The 17,907-nt window shown below is 66.0% G+C and carries 17 protein-coding genes; 10 read left to right on the top strand and 7 right to left on the bottom strand.

Features of this window, described 5'->3' with window-relative positions:
- Positions 1–205 precede the first annotated feature (205 nt).
- The 3 genes from AC1DKD_RS20715 to AC1DKD_RS20705 all read left to right on the top strand — a co-directional run bounded on the left by AC1DKD_RS20715 (position 206) and on the right by AC1DKD_RS20705 (position 2,801).
- Entirely contained in the window at positions 206–718 is a 513-nt protein-coding gene (locus AC1DKD_RS20715; protein WP_441626082.1) for a DUF1269 domain-containing protein, read from the top strand.
- Between the two features lie 240 nt (positions 719–958).
- On the top strand, positions 959–2,095 hold the full coding sequence (locus AC1DKD_RS20710) for an ABC transporter substrate-binding protein (protein ID WP_441626080.1): 1,137 nt from the start codon (positions 959–961) through the stop codon (positions 2,093–2,095).
- Between the two features lie 52 nt (positions 2,096–2,147).
- Entirely contained in the window at positions 2,148–2,801 is a 654-nt protein-coding gene (locus tag AC1DKD_RS20705; RefSeq protein ID WP_477143653.1) for an SDR family oxidoreductase, read from the top strand.
- A gap of 276 nt (positions 2,802–3,077) precedes the next feature.
- Here AC1DKD_RS20705 and AC1DKD_RS20700 read toward each other — a convergent pair whose 3' ends face one another.
- Positions 3,078–3,974: a LysR family transcriptional regulator gene (locus AC1DKD_RS20700; protein ID WP_477143652.1), complete on the bottom strand. Its 897-nt coding sequence runs from the start codon at positions 3,972–3,974 to the stop codon at positions 3,078–3,080.
- A gap of 163 nt (positions 3,975–4,137) precedes the next feature.
- On the opposite strand from AC1DKD_RS20700, the gene AC1DKD_RS20695 reads away from it, so the two are divergent.
- The 4 genes from AC1DKD_RS20695 (at position 4,138) to AC1DKD_RS20680 (ending at position 7,787) form a co-directional block, all read left to right on the top strand.
- Positions 4,138–5,499 carry an acyclic terpene utilization AtuA family protein gene (locus tag AC1DKD_RS20695; protein WP_441636542.1) on the top strand — a complete coding sequence of 454 codons (1,362 nt, stop codon included), beginning with the start codon at positions 4,138–4,140 and terminating at the stop codon, positions 5,497–5,499.
- Positions 5,496–5,876 (top strand): AtuA-related protein, encoded by a 381-nt coding sequence (locus AC1DKD_RS20690; protein WP_441636544.1) that lies wholly within the window; start codon positions 5,496–5,498, stop codon positions 5,874–5,876. The genes AC1DKD_RS20695 and AC1DKD_RS20690 overlap by 4 nt, the downstream gene beginning before the upstream one ends.
- Before the next feature lie 85 nt (positions 5,877–5,961).
- On the top strand, positions 5,962–6,948 hold the full coding sequence (locus AC1DKD_RS20685; RefSeq protein ID WP_477143651.1) for a Bug family tripartite tricarboxylate transporter substrate binding protein: 987 nt from the start codon (positions 5,962–5,964) through the stop codon (positions 6,946–6,948).
- Positions 6,949–7,199: 251 nt separating this feature from the next.
- The gene (locus tag AC1DKD_RS20680; RefSeq protein ID WP_441636547.1) at positions 7,200–7,787 is read left to right on the top strand and encodes a hypothetical protein; all 588 of its coding nucleotides are present in this window, start codon (positions 7,200–7,202) and stop codon (positions 7,785–7,787) included.
- Between the two features lie 25 nt (positions 7,788–7,812).
- Here AC1DKD_RS20680 and AC1DKD_RS20675 read toward each other — a convergent pair whose 3' ends face one another.
- Both AC1DKD_RS20675 and AC1DKD_RS20670 read right to left on the bottom strand, forming a co-directional pair.
- On the bottom strand, positions 7,813–8,247 hold the full coding sequence (locus AC1DKD_RS20675; protein ID WP_477143650.1) for an EamA family transporter: 435 nt from the start codon (positions 8,245–8,247) through the stop codon (positions 7,813–7,815).
- A 40-nt stretch (positions 8,248–8,287) separates the two neighbouring features.
- Positions 8,288–8,677: a GNAT family N-acetyltransferase gene (locus AC1DKD_RS20670; protein WP_035862606.1), complete on the bottom strand. Its 390-nt coding sequence runs from the start codon at positions 8,675–8,677 to the stop codon at positions 8,288–8,290.
- Between the two features lie 172 nt (positions 8,678–8,849).
- Between AC1DKD_RS20670 and AC1DKD_RS20665 the strand changes: the two genes are divergently transcribed.
- Together AC1DKD_RS20665 and AC1DKD_RS20660 are read left to right on the top strand one after the other, a co-directional pair.
- A complete protein-coding gene (locus AC1DKD_RS20665; protein WP_152561723.1) occupies positions 8,850–10,346 on the top strand; it encodes an AMP nucleosidase in 1,497 nt (498 codons plus the stop codon).
- Positions 10,347–10,630: 284 nt separating this feature from the next.
- Entirely contained in the window at positions 10,631–11,380 is a 750-nt protein-coding gene (locus tag AC1DKD_RS20660) for an HD-GYP domain-containing protein (RefSeq protein ID WP_477103630.1), read from the top strand.
- 96 nt (positions 11,381–11,476) lie between these two features.
- On the opposite strand, the gene AC1DKD_RS20655 is transcribed toward AC1DKD_RS20660, so the two are convergent.
- Complete coding sequence (locus AC1DKD_RS20655) at positions 11,477–12,124, bottom strand: OmpW/AlkL family protein (RefSeq protein ID WP_441636552.1); 648 nt, start codon at positions 12,122–12,124, stop codon at positions 11,477–11,479.
- Between the two features lie 360 nt (positions 12,125–12,484).
- The gene (gene leuA / locus AC1DKD_RS20650) at positions 12,485–14,182 is read right to left on the bottom strand and encodes a 2-isopropylmalate synthase (RefSeq protein WP_441636556.1); all 1,698 of its coding nucleotides are present in this window, start codon (positions 14,180–14,182) and stop codon (positions 12,485–12,487) included.
- 691 nt (positions 14,183–14,873) lie between these two features.
- On the opposite strand from leuA, the gene AC1DKD_RS20645 reads away from it, so the two are divergent.
- Entirely contained in the window at positions 14,874–16,235 is a 1,362-nt protein-coding gene (locus AC1DKD_RS20645) for a hypothetical protein (RefSeq protein WP_477143649.1), read from the top strand.
- A 358-nt stretch (positions 16,236–16,593) separates the two neighbouring features.
- On the opposite strand, the gene AC1DKD_RS20640 is transcribed toward AC1DKD_RS20645, so the two are convergent.
- The gene (locus AC1DKD_RS20640; protein ID WP_477143648.1) at positions 16,594–16,914 is read right to left on the bottom strand and encodes a DUF6587 family protein; all 321 of its coding nucleotides are present in this window, start codon (positions 16,912–16,914) and stop codon (positions 16,594–16,596) included.
- A 16-nt stretch (positions 16,915–16,930) separates the two neighbouring features.
- Positions 16,931–17,907 (bottom strand): nucleoside recognition domain-containing protein (locus AC1DKD_RS20635; protein ID WP_477143647.1); only part of this gene is annotated, 977 nt, incomplete at its 5' end.

The raw sequence follows: 17,907 nt of genomic DNA, 5'->3' as shown, positions 1-17,907 counted from the left end.
CGTGATGCGCGGTAGGCATGCCGTGGTCATCGCCTTGCGCTTGCCGCGCGACTGGCGTACAAATGAGTTACCCCGTCCCCTGGGCGGATACGGATGCACCTCCACCTCCATGTTTTCCGTGACTGCGTGAAGGCGACTCCGCATGCACACCGCTGCCGGGATGACCCGAAATGGCCGCGAAACGGCCTGAAGCGAGGAGAGAGTCATGCGCAAACGCATCTTCTGGTTGTTGCCCGATCTGGCGAGCGCCCGCCGCACCATGGACGATCTGCTGCTGGCTCGCGTCGAGAACAGTCATATCCACTTCATCGCGCGCGATGGCGCCGATATGACTGGCCTGCATGAAGCCAACCTGTTCCAGACTTCCGACATCGTGCATGCTGCGGAAATGGGCCTGATGGTTGGCGGCGGCATCGGCATCGTGGCCGGGGCACTGGTCGCCCTGTTTCCCATCGTCAGCGAGACCCCGCAATGGGGCCTGGTCGGTGTGCTGGCAGTGCTCGGCGCGGTGTTCGGCGCCTGGGCGTCCAGCATGATCGGCTGCTCAGCGCCCAACAGCCGGCACAAGACCTTCGAGAAAGACATTGAGGAAGGCAAGATCCTGCTGATGGTGGACGTACCGCGTGGCCGCGTTGAGGAAATCGAAGCGCTGCTGCAACAGTCCCATCCGGAAGCCCGCTTCGCCGGGATGGACCCGGCCATACCCGCCTTCCCCTGAACGGGGACCGGCCAATGCGGGGGCATGGCGGCCTGCGGGCCGCCTGCCCTTGTGCGCTCCGACCCTGCTTTTCCCTGCCATACCCGATTCCTTCCCGAGCTGCCGTTCGATGCCGCTGTGATGACTTTTGCAACAGCGATTTGCAGAATGGCGCCGCTTTGAGGTAATTTGCTTGTCGCCGCGCCCATTCGTGGCGCGCATGACAAAGCAAAAGATTCGTAAGCGAACGAGGGGTCGGAGATGAAAACAAAATGGATCGCGTGCGGCCTGCTGGCCGCGGCGCTGGGATTGGGCGCGCCGGTGGCGCAGGCGGAGCCGGGGGTCAGCAAGACCGCGATCCGGATCGGGCAGTCGGCCGGCGTGACAGGGCCGGTGGCGGGCTCGGTCAAGGAGCAGATCGCCGGGGCGCAGGTCTACCTGAAGACGGTCAACGCCAACGGCGGCGTGGGAGGCCGCCGGATCGAGCTGGTGACCTACGACGACGGCTTCGATGCCAAGCGCACCCCCGACAATGTGCGCAAGCTGGTCCAGGAGGACAAGGTGTTCGCGCTCTTCATGGTGCGCGGCACGCCGCAGAACGAAAGCATCCTGCCCATCATCCAGGCCGAGAAGGTGCCGCTGGTGGCACCGCTTACCGGCGCCATCACGCTGCATCGTCCGGTCAGCCGCTACGTATTCAACGTGCGCGCCAAATACCAGGATGAAGTCGCCCGCGCGATCAACCATCTTGCCACCACGGGCATGACCCGCATCGCCATCTTCTACGCCAATGACGGCTTTGGCCAGGACGTGTTCGAGGGCTTCAGCACCGCGCTGCAGGCGCGCGGCGTACAGCCTGCCGCAAGCGCCTCGTTTGCCCGCCCAATGGGCGATATCCAGGCTGGCGTCACCGCCATCAACAAGGCGAATCCGCAGGCCGTGCTGGTGATCGGCTCAGGCTCCGAGGCCGCGCGCCTGATCAAGGAACTGCGCCGCGGCGGCAGCCAGGCGCAGTTCGTCACGCTGTCCAACAACGCGGCCGATTCCTTCATCAAGGAGCTGGGCGAGGACGCGCGCGGGCTGATCATCACGCAGGTGGTGCCGGGCACCAATTCCAGCCAGATGAGCATTGCCAGCGAATATCGCAGCCAGGCCCGGCAGCAAGGCGTGGAGCCCAGCAATGCCGGCATGGAGGGCTTTATGTCGGCCAAGGTGCTGGTGGAGGGCTTGCGTCGCGCGGGGCCGGATCTGACCCGCGAGCGGCTGGTCGGCGCGCTGGAGAGCCTGCGCGACTTTGACCTGGGCGGGATCCTGATCAGCTATAGCCCGACGCGGCATACCGGGTCGTCATTCGTGGAGATGTCGATCGTGTCGTCGACGGGCAAACTGATCCGCTGAGCGAAGGGTCCGGCCGCAGCGCCCCGCCGGCGCGCTGCGGTATAGTCGCCGGATGGCTACCTCACTTTTTTCCCTGCAAGGCCGCGTGGCGCTGGTCACCGGCGGCGCGCAAGGCCTGGGCCTGGCGATTGCCGCCGCCCTTTCGCAAGCCGGCGCGCACGTGATCGTTGCGGCGCGCAATGCCGAGCGCGTGCATGCCGCCGCGGCCGAGCTCGCCCGGCACGGCGGCAGCGCCGAGCCACTGGTGCTAGACATTACCGACGAAGCGGCGGTCGACGCTGCCTTTGCCCACGTCGACGCCGTGCACGGCCGCCTCGATATCCTGGTCAACAACGCCGGCGCGCGCAAGCGCAGCAATATGGCGCATCTGGACGCGGCGGATCTGCGCGAGATGCTGGAGACCAACCTGGTGGCGCCGTATGCCTTGTGCCGGCACGCCGCGCAACTGATGCGGCGCGGCGGCTATGGACGCATTGTCAATGTCAGCTCGATCGCGGGGCAGGTGGCGCGTGCCAATGACGTGCTCTATCCCGCTACCAAGGGGGGGCTGGATGCGCTTACCCGGGCAATGGCGGCGGATCTCGGGCGGGATGGTGTGACTGTCAATGCCATTGCGCCGGGGTATTTTGCTACCGAACCTAATCAGCCTATGGTCGATGACGCTAGCGTTGCCGAGTGGTCGGGACCCAAACTCGCATCGCCTTAAGGCGATACTCAAACATGGGTCCCTCTTTTCCGCTCTTTTTGCCTGCCGACGAGGCGCCCCATACGGCCTGGTACACCTTGACGGCTCGCTTCGCATCGCGGGTTGGTGCGGCCCGCCCTTGGGGGCGCTCCACACGGCTACACCAGGTCGTTGATCTGGCGGTGGCGCTTTTCTCTGCGTTGCTTCGGTCCGTCAGGCTTTGCTTGTCAGGCGCGAGTTCCACATTCGCCTTTGGTCTTGGCCAGGCTGTTGCCGTTAGAGCATCGTCGCTGCAGCCTAGCCGCTTCCGCCTTTCCTGAAATGCGCTTGCAAGGCTTCAATCATCGCCGCTGCCGCTACCGAGTCTCCTCTCTCTTTCAGCCGCACCAGGCATATCTCGCGTACCAGGGAGGGTAATTGCAGGGGCCGGATCGCCAGGCTTTCTTGCTGGAACTGGAACAGCGCCAGCGCGGGCAYCACCGTCACGCCGAGCCCCGCCGCTACCAGTGCGGCTACGGTGGCGAGGTGTTCTACTTCCATCACCCCGTTAAGCTTGAGCGGATGGAGCGCGGCGTCCAGGTGCTGGCGCACGCTGCTGGTACGCGAGAGCTGGATAAAGGGCAGGCCCGCAAGCGCTTGCGGGGCCACCCGCCGGCGGCGCGCCAGCGGATGGTCCGCCGGGCAAACCAGGTGGAAGCTGTCCGTCACCAGGGGCTCGATGCGCAGGTCGCCGTCCTGCGCCGGGGCGGGCGCCAGCGCGAAGTCCGCGCGGCCTCGCCGTACCAGGTCGATGCAGCCGTCCGCCAGCAGGTCGAACAGCTCGATGGCAATGCCGGGATAGCGCTGGTGGAAGGCCGCGAGGATCGGCGGCAGGTCGCCCGCGGCCAATGAGGGCAGCGCTGCAATCGAAACCCGCCCCTTGCGGCGTTCGGCGTGGTCGCGCAGTTCCGCGAAGGCGGTCTCGAAATCCGCCAGCAGGCGCGTGGCCACTTCCTCGAAGCGCCGGCCTTCCACGCTCAGTTCCACATGCCGCGTGGTGCGCTCGAACAGCCGCGTACCGGCCTGTTCCTCCAGCGTCTGGATAAGTGCGCTGAAGGCCGATTGCGACAGGTGGCAGGCCTGCGCGGCGCGCGTGAAGTTGCGGTGCGTGACCAAGGCCACGAAGGCGCGCAGGTGTTTGACCGAGAGGTTCATTGGCAGGCGCCCAATTCAGCTGAAAAAACGATAGATTAATCCAAATTATCCATTTTTTAGTTGAGGATGACACGTCTAGAATGACTTCATCGGACGTGCTCATCGGGGCTCGTACTTCTTCATCACCCAAGCTTTTCTCAGGCCATCAACGGGCTTCCATCCTATGACCGCTCCTCTGCTGATTGGCTCAGGCGCCGGCTTCTCCGGCGACCGCACCGACGCCGCCCTGCCCGTGGTGCGGTCCCTGATCGCAGCGGGCGGTCCGGCCGTGCTGATGTTCGAGACGCTGGCCGAGCGCACGCTGGCGCTGGCCCAGCTGGCGCGCCGCGGCAACCCCGCCCATGGCTATGAACCGCTGCTCGACGCGCTGCTGGCGCCCGTGCTGGGGCTGTGCCTGGCCAATGGCATTCCCATCGTCGGCAATTTCGGCGCGGCCAATCCGCATGCCGCCGCGCAGCGCGTGGGCGCACTGGCGGCGGAGCTTGGCCTGGCGCCGCCGCGGGTGGCGGTGGTGGAGGGCGACGATCTTTCGCACGAGGCCGGCCGCGCCGTCCTGCGCCAGATCGTCGGCCCTGATTTTCCCGAGGCGCGCTTCGTTTGCGCCAACGCCTACATCGGGGCGCAGGGCATTGCCGATGCGCTGGCCGCCGGCGCGCAGGTGGTGGTGTGCGGCCGCGTGGCCGATCCCGCCCTGGCGGTCGGCCCGGCCATGGCGCATTTCGGCTGGTCATGGCAGGACTGGGATCGCCTGGCGCGCGCCACCATGGCAGGCCACCTGCTCGAATGCGGGGCGCAAGTCACCGGCGGCTATTTCGCCGATCCCGGCATGAAGGACGTGCCGGATGTGCACGCCGTCGGCTATCCCATCGTGCGCCTGGATGAAGACGGCAATATCGAGGTGGGCAAGGCGGCGGATACCGGCGGCTGCGTGGACCTGCGCACGGTCAAGGAACAGTTGCTGTACGAGGTGCATGACCCTGCCGCCTATCTCACGCCCGACGTGATCGCCGATATCAGCGCGGCCACGGTCGAGCAGGTCGGCCCCGACCGCGTGGCCGTGCGCAATGTGCGCGGCCGCGAGCGGCCCGGACAACTCAAGGCCAACCTGTTCTACGAAGGCGGCTGGATCGCCGAAGGCGAGATTTCGTACGCCGGCCCCAACGCCGCGGCGCGCGCGCGCCTGGCTGCGGAGATCGTGCGCAAGCGCATGGACCTGCTGGGCCACGCGGCGCCGATCCGCTTCGACCTGATCGGCGTGCTGAGCGTGTTCGCCGACGATGGCGGCCGCCTGCTGCAACAGCCGCAAGCCGGCGAGGCGCAGGCGCGGGACGTGCGTCTGCGCGCCGCGCTGGCGCATGAGGACAAGTCCGTGGCGGAAACGCTGCTGCGCGAGGTCAATGCGCTCTATACCTGCGGACCCGCCGGCGGCGGTGGCGTGCGCACCGCGCTGCGCGCGCGCCTGAATGCCATGTCCTGCCTGGTGCCGCGCAGCGCCGTCACCGCAAGCCACACTCTGCTGCCATGAACGCCACCACCTCCAATACCGCCACGCCGGCTGCCGCTGCAGCCACCATCGCGCTTTATCAGCTTGCGCACGGACGCACGGGCGACAAGGGCGATCGCTCCAATATCAGCGTGATCGCCTACGACCCGCGCGACTTCGACCATCTCGCCGCCCATGTCACCGAAGACGCCGTGGCGGCACTGTTCAGCTACCGGCGGCCGTCTGCGGTCAGACGCTACCTGGTGCCCTCGCTGCAGGCGATGAACTTCGTCATCGACGGCGTGCTCGACGGCGGCGTCAACGATGCACTCAACCTGGACACGCACGGCAAGGCGCTGTCCTTCCTGCTGCTGCAACTGGAAATTCCCTTGCCCCCGCGCCTGGCCGGCGCCGGCTGAAACGCCGGATCCAGACCRCAAGCGACAAACCACAAACCACGTATCACAAATCAAAACGATTCGAGATTCGAACAGGAGACCCAAGATGTCCGCATACACCAAGCCCGCTTCCGTCCTGAAGGCGGTCACCGGCATCGCCGCCGCCGCGCTCGTGCTGCTGGCCGGCCCGGCGCACGCGGAGTTCCCGRACAAGCCGATCCGCTTCGTGGTGCCTTTCGCCGCCGGCAGCGCGACGGACCAGCTAGCCCGCGCGATCGGCCAGGCCATCACGCTGGATGCCAAGGTAACGGTGGTGGTCGACAACAAGCCCGGCGCCAACGGCTTTATCGCCGCCAGCGACGTGGCCAAGGCCAGCCCCGACGGCTATACCGTGCTGATCACCAGCAACACTACGCATGCGGCCAACGAGCACCTGTTCAAGAAGCTGCCTTACGATCCGGTCAAGGACTACGTTCCGGTGACAGCACTGGGCCGTGGCGGCCAGATCATGGTGGTCAACCCGCAGTTGCCGGTCAATAGCGTGGGAGACTTCATCGCGCTGGCCAGGAAGGAGCCGGGCAAGCTCAGTTTCGGCAGCGGCAGCTCGTCCTCGCGTATCGCGGGCGAGCTGTTCCAGCAGATGGCGCATGTGCAATTGCTGCACGTGCCCTACAAGAGCAATCCGCTCGCGGTCACGGATCTGCTGGGCAACCAGATCCAGATGATGATCACCGATACCGCCACCGGACTACCCCAGGTCAAGAGCGGCAAGCTCAAGGCGCTGGGCGTGTCGGGCAAGACCCGCTCGCCGCTTGCGCCCAATGTGCCGACCATCGACGAGGCGGGCGTCAAGGGTTATGAGATGAGCTACTGGTTCGCCGCCTACGCGCCGGCCAAAACGCCGCAGCCGGTGGTGGACAAGCTCAACGCGCTGATGGTAAAGGCCGCCAGGAGTGACACCGCGGCCAATTTCTACCAGTCCACCGGTACTGAAGTGTTCACCAGCACGCCGGCGGAACTGGCGAGGTTCCAGACGCAGGAATCGGCCAAGTGGGGCCGCATCATCAAGGCCGCGAACATCCAGCCCGAGTAAGCCATGCGTGCCGCCTTGCCGTGCGATCCACCTGCACGGCATGGCCTGGCAGCCAACCGCATACRGCAGCTTGCCGGGCTAGGCGCTGCGCATCGGATGTGTTGGATGGGGCGGGGCGCGCCCTAGGTCAACCTTGCTGGCGGCAGGGCCGCAGCGCCCCGGGCGCCACAGACGGGCTACCATGCCGGCACCCACTCAACTTTCGCCACGCCCCGGCCCACGGCCATGCGCGGACGTACGCAAGGCACAGCATGAACGCAACCGCCGCTTCGGGACTTCCCGGCTCCCTCGACCCCCAGGCGCTGATCCGCACCTATATCCGCGCCAAGGACGAAAACCGTCCCCACCTGATGGCGCAGGCCTTCGCCGCCGATGCCACGCTGGAGATGACGGTCAAGTCCGCGGCCATCGCCTTCCCCGCGCGCAGCGAAGGCCTGGCCGCCATCAGCGATGTGCTGGTGCGGCGCTTTGGCCAGAGCTACGACAATGTCTACACGTTTTGCCTGGCCGAAGCCCAGCCCGCAGCGGATGCGCAGCGCTATGCCTGCGACTGGCTGGTCGGCATGACCGACAAGGCCACCGGCGGCGTACGTGTGGGCTGCGGCAGCTACGCATGGGAATTCTCCGGGCCGGGCAAGCCGCGCGTGCAAGCCCTCGCCATCGTGATCGAGGCCATGGAAGTATTGCCCTCCGACACCGCGCAACCCGTGCTCGACGGCTGGCTGGCGCGGCTGCCCTATCCGTGGTGTGCTGGTGCACTCGCCTGTCAGCAGGCGCCGGCGCTGCCGCAACTGGCACCGGTGCTGTCGTATCTTCGTGCCGGCGCCGCGGACCGGTGAGGAATCCGGGCGGCGCGGGCGCCGCTCAGCGCTTGAACCCGAGCACCAGCACGCCGGCGCCCACCAGAGCGATGCCGGCCCACTCGCGCAGGCTGGGGCGTTCGCCGAGGAAGATCACGGCGAACACCGCCACCAGCAGCAGGCTGAGCTTGTCCACCGGCGCCACCTTCGAGGCATCGCCGATCTTCAGTGCCCGGAAGTAGCASAYCCASGAGGCRCCGGTGGCCAGTCCCGACAGGACCAGGAAGATCCAGGTCCGGGGCGGCAGCGCGAGCGGGTTGCTCCACTTGCCCGTCAGYACCACGAAGATGCTCAGCACCACGATGATCACCGCGGTGCGCACCAGGGTGGCGAGGTCGGAATTAATGCCCTCAAGCCCGATCTTGGCAAAGATCGCCGTCAGCGCGGCGAAAACAGCCGACAGCAATGCCCAATGAAACCAACCGGTGGAAGAAGCCATGGCGTTGCGTGTGAGGTGTTTGGCGGCCGCCTTGCGCCACTCAGGTGCGCCGGCGCTCCATGGCCACCAGCGAAGGCACGAAGCCTAGCTGGCCGAAGAAGGCCGCCTCGGACGAGCGTCCGGCGCGTAGCACCCAGGTGATGTCGGGATCGTTGCCGACGATCTGGCGCACCAGGGCGCGCCCGATGCCGCGCCGGCGATGGCTCGGTGCCACCGCGACCATCGACAGATAGCCGTTGGAGATGTCGTCGCACAAGGCACGCGCGAAACCTACGACTTCACCGTTATCCACCGCCACCACCACCCGTTGCGAGTTGGCGATCAGGCGGGCGAAGCGTTCCGTATTGGCGACCCGGTGTGCCCACCCGTTGGCCGCAAGGAGTTGTCTGGCTGCCTCGGTTTCTTCTGGCAGCAGATTGCGGATTTCCATCAGGGCTCCCCATGCAAGCACATACTGCAACTCGGCGCTGCCCTTCTTGTGGGGGGGCGTCTCGAGGCGAGTGCGGCCCGAGGCCGCGAAAGACTGCTGGCAGTGTAGCGAGCGCGCGCAGGCCCGTCAATTTGCGACAGGCCATGTTGCTACCATGCTGTGGCGGGGTATCATGGACACCATGAATGCCTCGATCTTCTCTTCCGCCCATCCGGCCGATCAGCTGGCCGAGTTCAGCGATGCCGATGCCGCGCTGGCCCGCATCCGTGAAATCTACGATGCCTCGGTCGGCGCCATCCGCGCGCGCTTCGATGCCTTTGCCAAGGGACAGCCACTGCCGTCAGCGGCACATGCCTGTTACCCCTACCTCGGCATCTCGGTCAATCTCGAAACCATGGTCACCGACAGCCGCCCATCCTGGGGCACGGTCGCCTACCCCGGCGTGTACGGCACCACGGTCACCCGGCCCGAACTGCTGGCGGACTACTACCGGGACCAGATCGAGCGCCTGATACGCTACCACCGCGTGCCCGTGGTGGTCGGCGTGAGCCGGCGCCCGATCCCGCTGCCCTTCGTCATCGAAGCCTCCACCACGGACATCAGCTACACCCAGGCGCGCGAGCTGGAAGCCTCCTTCGTGCTGCCCGAGCTGAGCCGCATCGACGATGCCATCGCCAACGGTACCTATGAGCCGGTGGCGGGCGAGGCCTGGCCGCTCTCGATGTTCCCCGGCGAGCGCGTGGACCTGGCGCTGCAGCGTCTCTACCACTACACCGGCACCGCGCCACAGCACTTCCAGCGCTTCGTGCTGTTCACCAACTACCAGCGCTACGTCGATGAATTCATCGCGCTCGGCCGCTCGCTGATGGGGGCCGAAGATGCGCAGGGCGCCGATGGCTACGTGCGCTTCGTCGAACCCGGCGACGTGATCCAGGAGCGCGGCGCGGCCGAGCCCGACGACGCCCAGCGTCCGCGCGCGCTGCCGCAGATGCCCGCCTATCACCTGGTGCGCGAGGACAAGCTCGGTGTCACGCTGGTCAATATCGGCGTGGGCCCGTCCAACGCCAAGACCATGACCGACCACCTTGCCGTGCTGCGTCCGCACTGCTGGCTGATGGTCGGCCACTGCGGCGGCCTGCGCCGCTCGCAGCAACTGGGCGACTACGTGCTGGCGCACGCCTATGTGCGCGACGATCACGTGCTCGATCATGACCTGCCGCCGTGGGTACCGGTACCTCCCATCGCCGAAATCCAGGTCGCGCTGCAGGAGGCCGTGGTGCGAGTGACGGGCTTGTCCGGCAATGAAATGAAAACCCGCATGCGCACCGGCACGGTGGTTTCCACCGACGACCGCAACTGGGAGCTGAAGTCCAAGGCGCTGTACGCCCGCTTCAACCAGTCACGTGCCATCGCCATCGACATGGAGAGCGCCACGGTCGCGGCCAACGGCTTCCGCCTGCGGGTGCCATACGGCACGCTGCTGTGCGTGTCCGACAAGCCGCTGCACGGTGAGCTCAAGCTGCGGGGCATGGCGAATGCGTTCTACCGGCAGCGGGTGAGCCAGCATATGTCGATCGGGCTGGAAGCGATTCGTATCCTGCGCGAAGGTGGTGCCGAACAATTGCACTCGCGCAAGCTGCGYAGCTTYGACGAACCGGCGTTCCGCTAGGCGGGCTTCTTCGGGAAAGCTGCAATGCAAGGGGGCCCCGTGATGCGGGGCCTTTCTTCTTGTGCCGCGCTCTCATCGACGTGCGAGCTGGCGTACGTTCGCACTGGCGGTCCATCGCATTCCCTGTTCCCGCTCACCGCGCCGTTGGCCCGCCACGCGTGTTTCACCGGATCCCTGGCGATAACCGGCTATTGCCTATTGGCGATATGCCAGTCCAGGCATAGAATCTCGCGCTTTGCCAGATGCCATTCGCCGTCATGCGGCGAATGCCGCGATTGCCCGGCATGGCATCCACCTGGCCATGCCGGTGCCGTTGCGATCTGCACCACTTCAGAACTATGACTACGAACCACCATGCGGTCGTCACGCTGGCCAGCCTGACGCTGGCAGGCTGCTTGCGTTATCCGCATGCCTCTGGCCATCTGGTTCGCACCGCGACGATTGCGGCCGGCCTTGCGGAAATGGTCGGACTGCGTGCCGAGGAGTGCGAGCGCATTCGGCTCGCCACGCCGGCGCACGACGTCGGCAAGCTCGCCATCCCGGACGCCGTGCTGCTCAAGCCCGGCAAGTTGCTTCCCGAAGAGAGACAGGTGATCGAGCGCCACGCCGAGATCGGCGCGAACCTACTTGCGGGTAGTTCGAATGCCCTGATGCGGCTCGCATCGCAGGTCGCGCATCACCACCATGAGCGCTTTGACGGCACGGGCTATCCGTGTGGGCTGGCCGGCCAGGAGATCCCGCTGGCAGCTCGCATCGTGGCGGTTGCCGATGCCTTTGACGCGATGACCGAGGCGCGTTGCTATCGCCCCTGCATGACGGACGACGATGCGCTATCCATCGTCTCGGCTGGGTCAGGCACGCAATTCGACCCGGAGGTGACGAGCGTCTTCCTCGCCAACATCCCGCAGGTCTTGCACCGCCGGCGGTCGGCGCAAGCGCTGCTCAGCGCCGGCTCCGAGATGGCCGTGGTCGCGCGCTTCTACGGCTTGAATCGCGATGCATTGCGGCAGATCCCCCGTCAGGCGAGGGCCTGACGGGGGATCTGCCGCGCGCGCCTGGAAGCCCGGTTAAAGCGTCCGAGGCGTCCGAGGCGTCCGAAGGGCTCGATGTGTTCGATGTGTTCGAGGTGTTTAGAAGCGGTAGCCCACACCCATGCTGAACAGCCACGGATCCAGGCTCACGTTCGAGACCTTGACGCCGGCCGCCTTGACGTCGCTCGACAGCCACACCTTCTTGATGTCGGCATTGAGGAACCAGTTCTTGGTGAGCTTGTAGTCCATGCCGATCTGCAAGGCAGGCGCCACGCTCCAGCTGTCGAGCGATAGCGAGTTGTTGGCAATGTCGGCGCCCCAGATCCGCGTGAAGTTCAGGCCCGCGCCCACATAGGGGCGGAAGGTACCGTTGGGGATGAAGTGATATTGCACCAGCAGCGTCGGCGGCAGGTGGGTGAAGGAACCGATCTTGTTGCCATCGAGGTAGACGTTCTGCTTCTGCGGCACGGTCAGCACCAGTTCCGCGGCGATGTGTGGTGTGAAGAAGTAGGTGACGTCGAGTTCCGGGATCCACTTGTTGTTGACGGTGATGCGGTCCGATGCGCCAACGCCGCCGATCGGGTCCGACTTGTCGGCCATGTCCAGATAGGTGGCGCGCAGGCGCACCATCCAGTTGCCCTGGGTTTCGTCGGACGCTGCCATGGCGGGCGCCGCGGCAACGCTGCCRAGCAGGGCGATGGCAGCAACAACGGTTGTGGAAAGGCGGGTGGACAGACGCTTCTTCATGATGGTTGGCTCGTGTAGTAGGGAAACTTCACGCTCAGTGTGGCGTAGGGTTCCCAGCCAAGCCTTGACCGAAAGCAAGAAGCACTGCATCGGCGGCGCGCGTGTGCATGTGCGTCGCAGCGTCGCCACAGCCRCTGTCTGGTTGTCAGGCGGGATCGTGGGCAAGCCGCCGGACTTTCGCATTTCCAATCGCGCTCCGGGGTTCTAAGGACATGCGCAAATATTCGTGGCAACCGGCACCGGCGCCCCTTACGCTGTGCACACAGTCAAGCAACGAGCATGTCGTGGGCGTCCCGCCAAGGGCGTCTTTCCGGGTGTGCCCCGTGGGGGCGGGGCACACCGGTTTTTCCTCGGTGGACCTCAGCCGGCCAGGGCTTCCTCGCGTTGCGACTGACTGGTGGCGCGCAGGTGGCGGTTCACGCCGGACACCACAGCCTTGAGCGACGCCGTGACAATATTGGCATCGATGCCGGCGCCGAAGCCGGTGGCGGAATCGCCAACACGCACTTCCACATAGCAAGCCGCGGCGGCATTAGCGCCGGACGACAGCGCGTGCTCGTGGTAATCCATCACACGTACCGGCGCATCGAGCGCGCCGGCGAAGGCGCCGACGAACGCATCGATCGGGCCGTTACCCCGGCCGCGCACGCTGACGGACTCGCCGTCGCGCAGCAATGCCACTTCGATCTCCACCTGGCCTTCGCTATCGGACACCATCTGGTGGCCCACATAGCGCAACGGCGCGGCGTGTTCGAGATACTCGCGCTGGAACAAGCCGTAGAGGTCGTCGGCGCTGGCTTCGAGCCCGCTTTCGTCGGTCATTGCCTGCACCGCGCGGCTGAACTCGATCTGCAGGCGCCGCGGCATATAGATGCCATGCACCTGTTCCAGCAGGTAGGCCATGCCGCCCTTGCCGGACTGGCTGTTGACGCGGATCACCGCGTCGTAGCTGCGGCCAAGGTCGGCCGGGTCGATCGGCAGGTAGGGCACTTCCCAGATCTCGTCAGGCTTTTGCTGGGCGAAGCCTTTGCGGATCGCGTCCTGGTGCGAGCCCGAGAACGCGGTGAAGACGAGGTCGCCCACATAGGGGTGCCGCGGATGCACCGGGAGCTGGTTGCAATGCTCCACGCAGTGGCGCACTTCGTCGATATCGGAAAAATCGAGCGCAGGGTCCACGCCCTGCGTGTAGAGATTCAGCGCCAGCGTGACCAGGTCCACATTGCCGGTACGCTCGCCGTTGCCAAACAGGCAACCTTCCACGCGATCCGCGCCGGCCATCACGGCCAGCTCGGCGGCMGCCACGGCGGTACCGCGGTCATTGTGCGGATGGACCGACAGCACGATGTCAGCGCGCCTTGCGAGATGGCGGTGCATCCATTCGACCTGGTCGGCGAAGATATTGGGCGTGCTGCATTCCACCGTGGTCGGCAGGTTCAGGATCAGGGGGCGCGCAGCGCTCGGTTGCCAGATCGCGGACACCGCATCGCAGACCTCGAGCGAGAAATCCAGTTCGGTCATGCTGAAGGTTTCCGGCGAGTATTCGTAGCTCCATGCCGTCTCGGGCATGGCATCGGTCAACGCCTTGATCAGCCGCGTGCCCTCCAGGGCGATCTCCTTGACCTCCTCGCGGCTGGCACCGAACACGATGCGGCGAAACGCGGGAGCGATGGGATTGTAGAGATGCACCACGGCGCGAGCCGCGCCGCGCACGGAATCGATGGTACGGCGGATCAGGTCCTCGCGCGCCTGCGTCAGCACCACGATGGTCACGTCATCCGGAATGCGGTCTTCCTCGATCAGCATTCGCACGAAATCGAAATCGGTCTGCGATGCCGAGGGGAACGCCACCTCGATCTGCTTCAGGCCGATCTTCACCAGTTGCTCGAAGAAACGGAGCTTGCGCTGCGGGTTCATCGGCTCGATCAGGGCCTGGTTGCCATCGCGCAGATCGGTGCTCATCCAGATCGGCGCGCGCGTGATGCGCTGGTCGGGCCAGGTGCGGTCGGCGATTTCGACGGCGATGGCGGGGCGGTACTTGGCGGCGGGGTTGCACAACATCATGACGGTTCTCCTTCCTCGCGGGAAGATGCAAGACACAATAGGCCAGAGCGCTAAAGCGCAATGGCGGAAAAAGGGTGGCGCGAGGCTGCCGAACTGCCACGAGGCACTAGGCCCGGCAACCGATCGGTAGGTCTAGCAGTAGCGAGGAGGAGAGATGCGGCGCCGATAGCGCCGGAGCGGTGCCCGGCACACGGCCTGCTGCCGGCACGCGCACGGCTGCGGCGATGCTGGAAGCATCGGCGGCCTGGCGGTGGGAGCAGGTGGCTTGGTGCATTGCGTGCGGTGCGGGAAGCGGTCCGGATGGCGCGGCTTCCGTGGTTGCGCTGATCACTTGCGTTGCATGCCTGTCGCCAGCGAAGCGGCAAGCATCTGGCAAGAGTAGTCGAGTTGACGCGCGGGCGTCAAGGGCGCCGCCGCGTCGTCTTCGGGCCTGAGCCGCAAAGGTGCGCGTTTCGCATTTCACCCTGACGGATGGCGGCGCGGGGATGAGCGCTGCCGCACATAAGCCTCGAACCCTCAACCGTATGGCTGGTACAGCAGTCCGCGCATCCTGACTAGTCTGGTAAGCGACGTGACCAGAGATTCCGCCATTTTCCCAGCTGGCGCGTCCGGAAAACGAGATTCGGCACCTGCGCCTTTGCCTTGTTCGGCATGGCCCGCGGACAGGACGCCATACGGGGGAGACATCATGACAAACACCRAGAGGTGGCCAGCATGGCTGGCCTGTGGCGCCATGGCATTGCTGGTGGCGGGTTGCGGTGGCGGGGGCGGCGGCGGAAATTCAGCCGCGCCCAGCACGGCGAGCACCGCGGCCGATACGACACCGCTGAAATACTCGGTAACGCTCACGATGACCTCGGGACAGGTGGGCGTGGGACGCAGCATTTCGATGTCAGCCTCGGTGGTGGACAGCAAGGGCACGGACGTGACCTCGTCCACCGCCTTTGCCTGGACTTCGTCAGTCGATACAGTGGCCACCGTGGTCCCTGCCGCCGCTGCAAGCGGCAGCGCCACCGTGACGGGCGTGGCGGTGGGTACGGCCACCATCCAGGTGGTCGCCAGCGTCAAGGCGGCCGACAACACCACCACGCAGTTGCCCGCACAGACCGCGACGGTGACCGTGGAGCCGGGCACCGTCAGCTACAACCTGGCGTTGTCGAATCCGGTCCTGTCGCTGGTCGACGGCCAGGTGCAGCCAGTCACGGCGAAGCTGGTCGATGGCAACGGCAACGACGTCAGCGCGGCCGTGCATGACTGGGCCTGGGCCAGTTCGATTTCCAACGTGCAAGTCAGTGCCACGCAGAACTCGGCTTCGCTCAAGGGGGTCAACAGCTCTGATACGACCGAAGCGGTCGGCACGGTCACCGTGTCGGTCACCGCGCCCAACGGCAGTCCTGTCAGCGGGCAAATGCTGGTGACGGTGCAGAAGAACACCAGCTACACGTACCAGCTCGAACTGTCGCAGGGGGGGACGCCGATCAGTACGCTGACCGTGCTCAATGGCTATCCGCAGACCTTTGGCGCCCGCGTGATCCGCAGCGACTCACATGATTCCACCGCGGACTTCGACGGCACCTGGAGCTATGCGATCGCTTCCCCGACACTGTCCGTCTCCGCGACTCCGGCCACGCGGCAAGCCGTGGTGAGCAGCAATATCGTGATTGGCAAGCCCACCGTGCAGAGCCAGTTGCTGGTGACGGCTGCAAGTTCCAAGATATCCAGTACGCCCAAGGCCAGCCTGACGGTGACGGAGCAGCCGAAATGGGCGCTGGTGTATAGCGGGCCGCAGCCCCTGAAGCTGCTGCTGTCGCTGCCGGTGCCCATTCCAGTCAGCGCCAAGCTGATGTTCTTCGGTGCGGCAAGCCCGTCCCTCAACTGCACCGGCTGGAGCTGGACCAGCAGCGCAAACGTGACGTTCGGGCCTGGCGTCGATGCCGCGCAGATCGTAGTGACGCCCCTGGCGCTTGGCGACTTCTCCGTGACGGCAACCTGCACGGCAGGCCCCGAGTTGCAGCCGATCTCAATCACGATTCCGGGAACGGTGATCTGATACGAGGGCCAGGTCTTCCTGTACGCCTTCTCGGCTTTGACGCGGCGCCCGGCATGCTTATCTGCCGGGCGTCGTTGTCATTGCCGGCGCACTGCACAAGCAAGCAGAGGTTGGCCTGGCATTCGGGAAAATACCGTAACGCGGTGGGAATCCGGCAACTGCTCGTGCATGAGAGCCTGGACCTTGGCGCAACATCGTGGAGACTGCCTGGCCCAGGCTTCCTGGCGGGTAGAGAAAGACGGCGCAGGGGGAGGGGGAAAGGAGGCGGGAAAAGCCGGGATTCAGCCCCGGCGAACCCAGGGCGTACCCGTTTCTGCGTGGACCGGCAAGAGGGTTCGCGATGGGTCTTGAGGGTATTTCAGCGCTTGGCCACGAAACGGATGACCTGCTCGCCGGCCTGTTTGCCGGGCGCCGGATGCTCGCCCTGCGCCGTGCTGGAGTCGCAGGTATTGCACCCGCCGCTGTCGCAGCCGCTGGCGCAGCCGGCCGCGGCCTGCGGTGCCAGCCATGCCACGGCGCGCTGGCGCCAGCCGTTGGCGGCGCTGCCGCSCAGGCTCGCCGCCAGCCACGCCTTGACCCGCTCGCGCGTGCGCGGCGCGTAGCGCGCCAGCACGGAGAGCGCGCAGACCAGCACGATCAACGGTACGAGCAGGGTTTCGGCGGCGTGGTAGAGGTTCATGACTGGGTGCTGCTGGTTAGCTGAACATCAGGGCGATGCGGTATGTGGCAAAGGCTGCCACGTAGCCCAGCCCCGCCAGGTAGGCGGTCGAGGCCGCCATTACCTTCCAGGAGCCGGTCTCGCGCCGGATCACCGCCAGCGTGGAGATGCACTGCGGCGCGAACACGAACCACGCCAGCAGCGACAGCGCGGTGGCGAGCGACCATTGCGCRGCGATCATCGGCGCCAGCTGGCTGGCCATGGCGTCCTCGCTGCCCGACAGGGCATAGACGGTGGCCAGCGCGCCCACGGCGACTTCGCGCGCGGCCAGGCCGGGTACCAGCGCAATGCAGATCTGCCAGTTGAAGCCCACCGGCGCGAAGACATGCTCCAGCCCGCGGCCGATCATGCCGGCGAAGCTGTAGTCGATGGCCGGGGCGGTGGCGCCGTCCGGCGGCGACGGGAAGGTGGCCAGGAACCACAGCAGCACSGTCAGCGTCAGGATCACCTTGCCCACGCGGGACAGGAAGATACGGGCACGCTCCCACAGGCCGATCGCCACGTCGCGCGCATTGGGGATGCGGTACGAGGGCAGCTCCATCAGCAGCGGGTGGTCGGTGCGGTCGCGGCGGAAATACTTCAGCACATAGGCCACCACCAGCGCGCTCACGATGCCCGCCACATAGAGCGCAAACAGCACCAGTCCCTGCAGGTTGAACAGCCCCATCACCGTGCGCGCCGGGATGAAGGCGCCTATCAGCAGCGCGTATACGGGCAGGCGCGCGGAGCAGGTCATCAGCGGCGCCACCAGGATGGTCGCGAGGCGGTCGCGCGGGTCCTGGATGGTGCGCGTGGCCATGATGCCGGGAATCGCGCAGGCAAAGCTCGACAGCAGCGGGATAAAGGAACGGCCGGACAAGCCCGCGCCCATCATCAGCCGGTCGAGCAGGAAGGCTGCGCGCGGCAGGTAGCCGGATTCTTCCAGCGTCAGGATAAAGAGGAACAGGATCAGGA

Source organism: Cupriavidus sp. 05T313 (genome assembly GCF_056396665.1).
Note: the sequence above shows the minus strand (reverse complement) of the source record. Positions and strands in the feature narration are given on the sequence as shown.

Excerpts from the sequence above, each read along its gene's own strand:
- AC1DKD_RS20715 (WP_441626082.1), top strand. The coding sequence starts at position 206 with ATGCGCAAACGCATCTTCTGGTTGTTGCCCGATCTGGCGAGCGCCCGC.
- AC1DKD_RS20710 (WP_441626080.1), top strand. The coding sequence starts at position 959 with ATGAAAACAAAATGGATCGCGTGCGGCCTGCTGGCCGCGGCGCTGGGA.
- AC1DKD_RS20705 (WP_477143653.1), top strand. The coding sequence starts at position 2,148 with ATGGCTACCTCACTTTTTTCCCTGCAAGGCCGCGTGGCGCTGGTCACC.
- AC1DKD_RS20695 (WP_441636542.1), top strand. The coding sequence starts at position 4,138 with ATGACCGCTCCTCTGCTGATTGGCTCAGGCGCCGGCTTCTCCGGCGAC.
- AC1DKD_RS20690 (WP_441636544.1), top strand. The coding sequence starts at position 5,496 with ATGAACGCCACCACCTCCAATACCGCCACGCCGGCTGCCGCTGCAGCC.
- AC1DKD_RS20680 (WP_441636547.1), top strand. The coding sequence starts at position 7,200 with ATGAACGCAACCGCCGCTTCGGGACTTCCCGGCTCCCTCGACCCCCAG.
- AC1DKD_RS20670 (WP_035862606.1), bottom strand. The coding sequence starts at position 8,677 with ATGGAAATCCGCAATCTGCTGCCAGAAGAAACCGAGGCAGCCAGACAA.
- AC1DKD_RS20660 (WP_477103630.1), top strand. The coding sequence starts at position 10,631 with ATGGCATCCACCTGGCCATGCCGGTGCCGTTGCGATCTGCACCACTTC.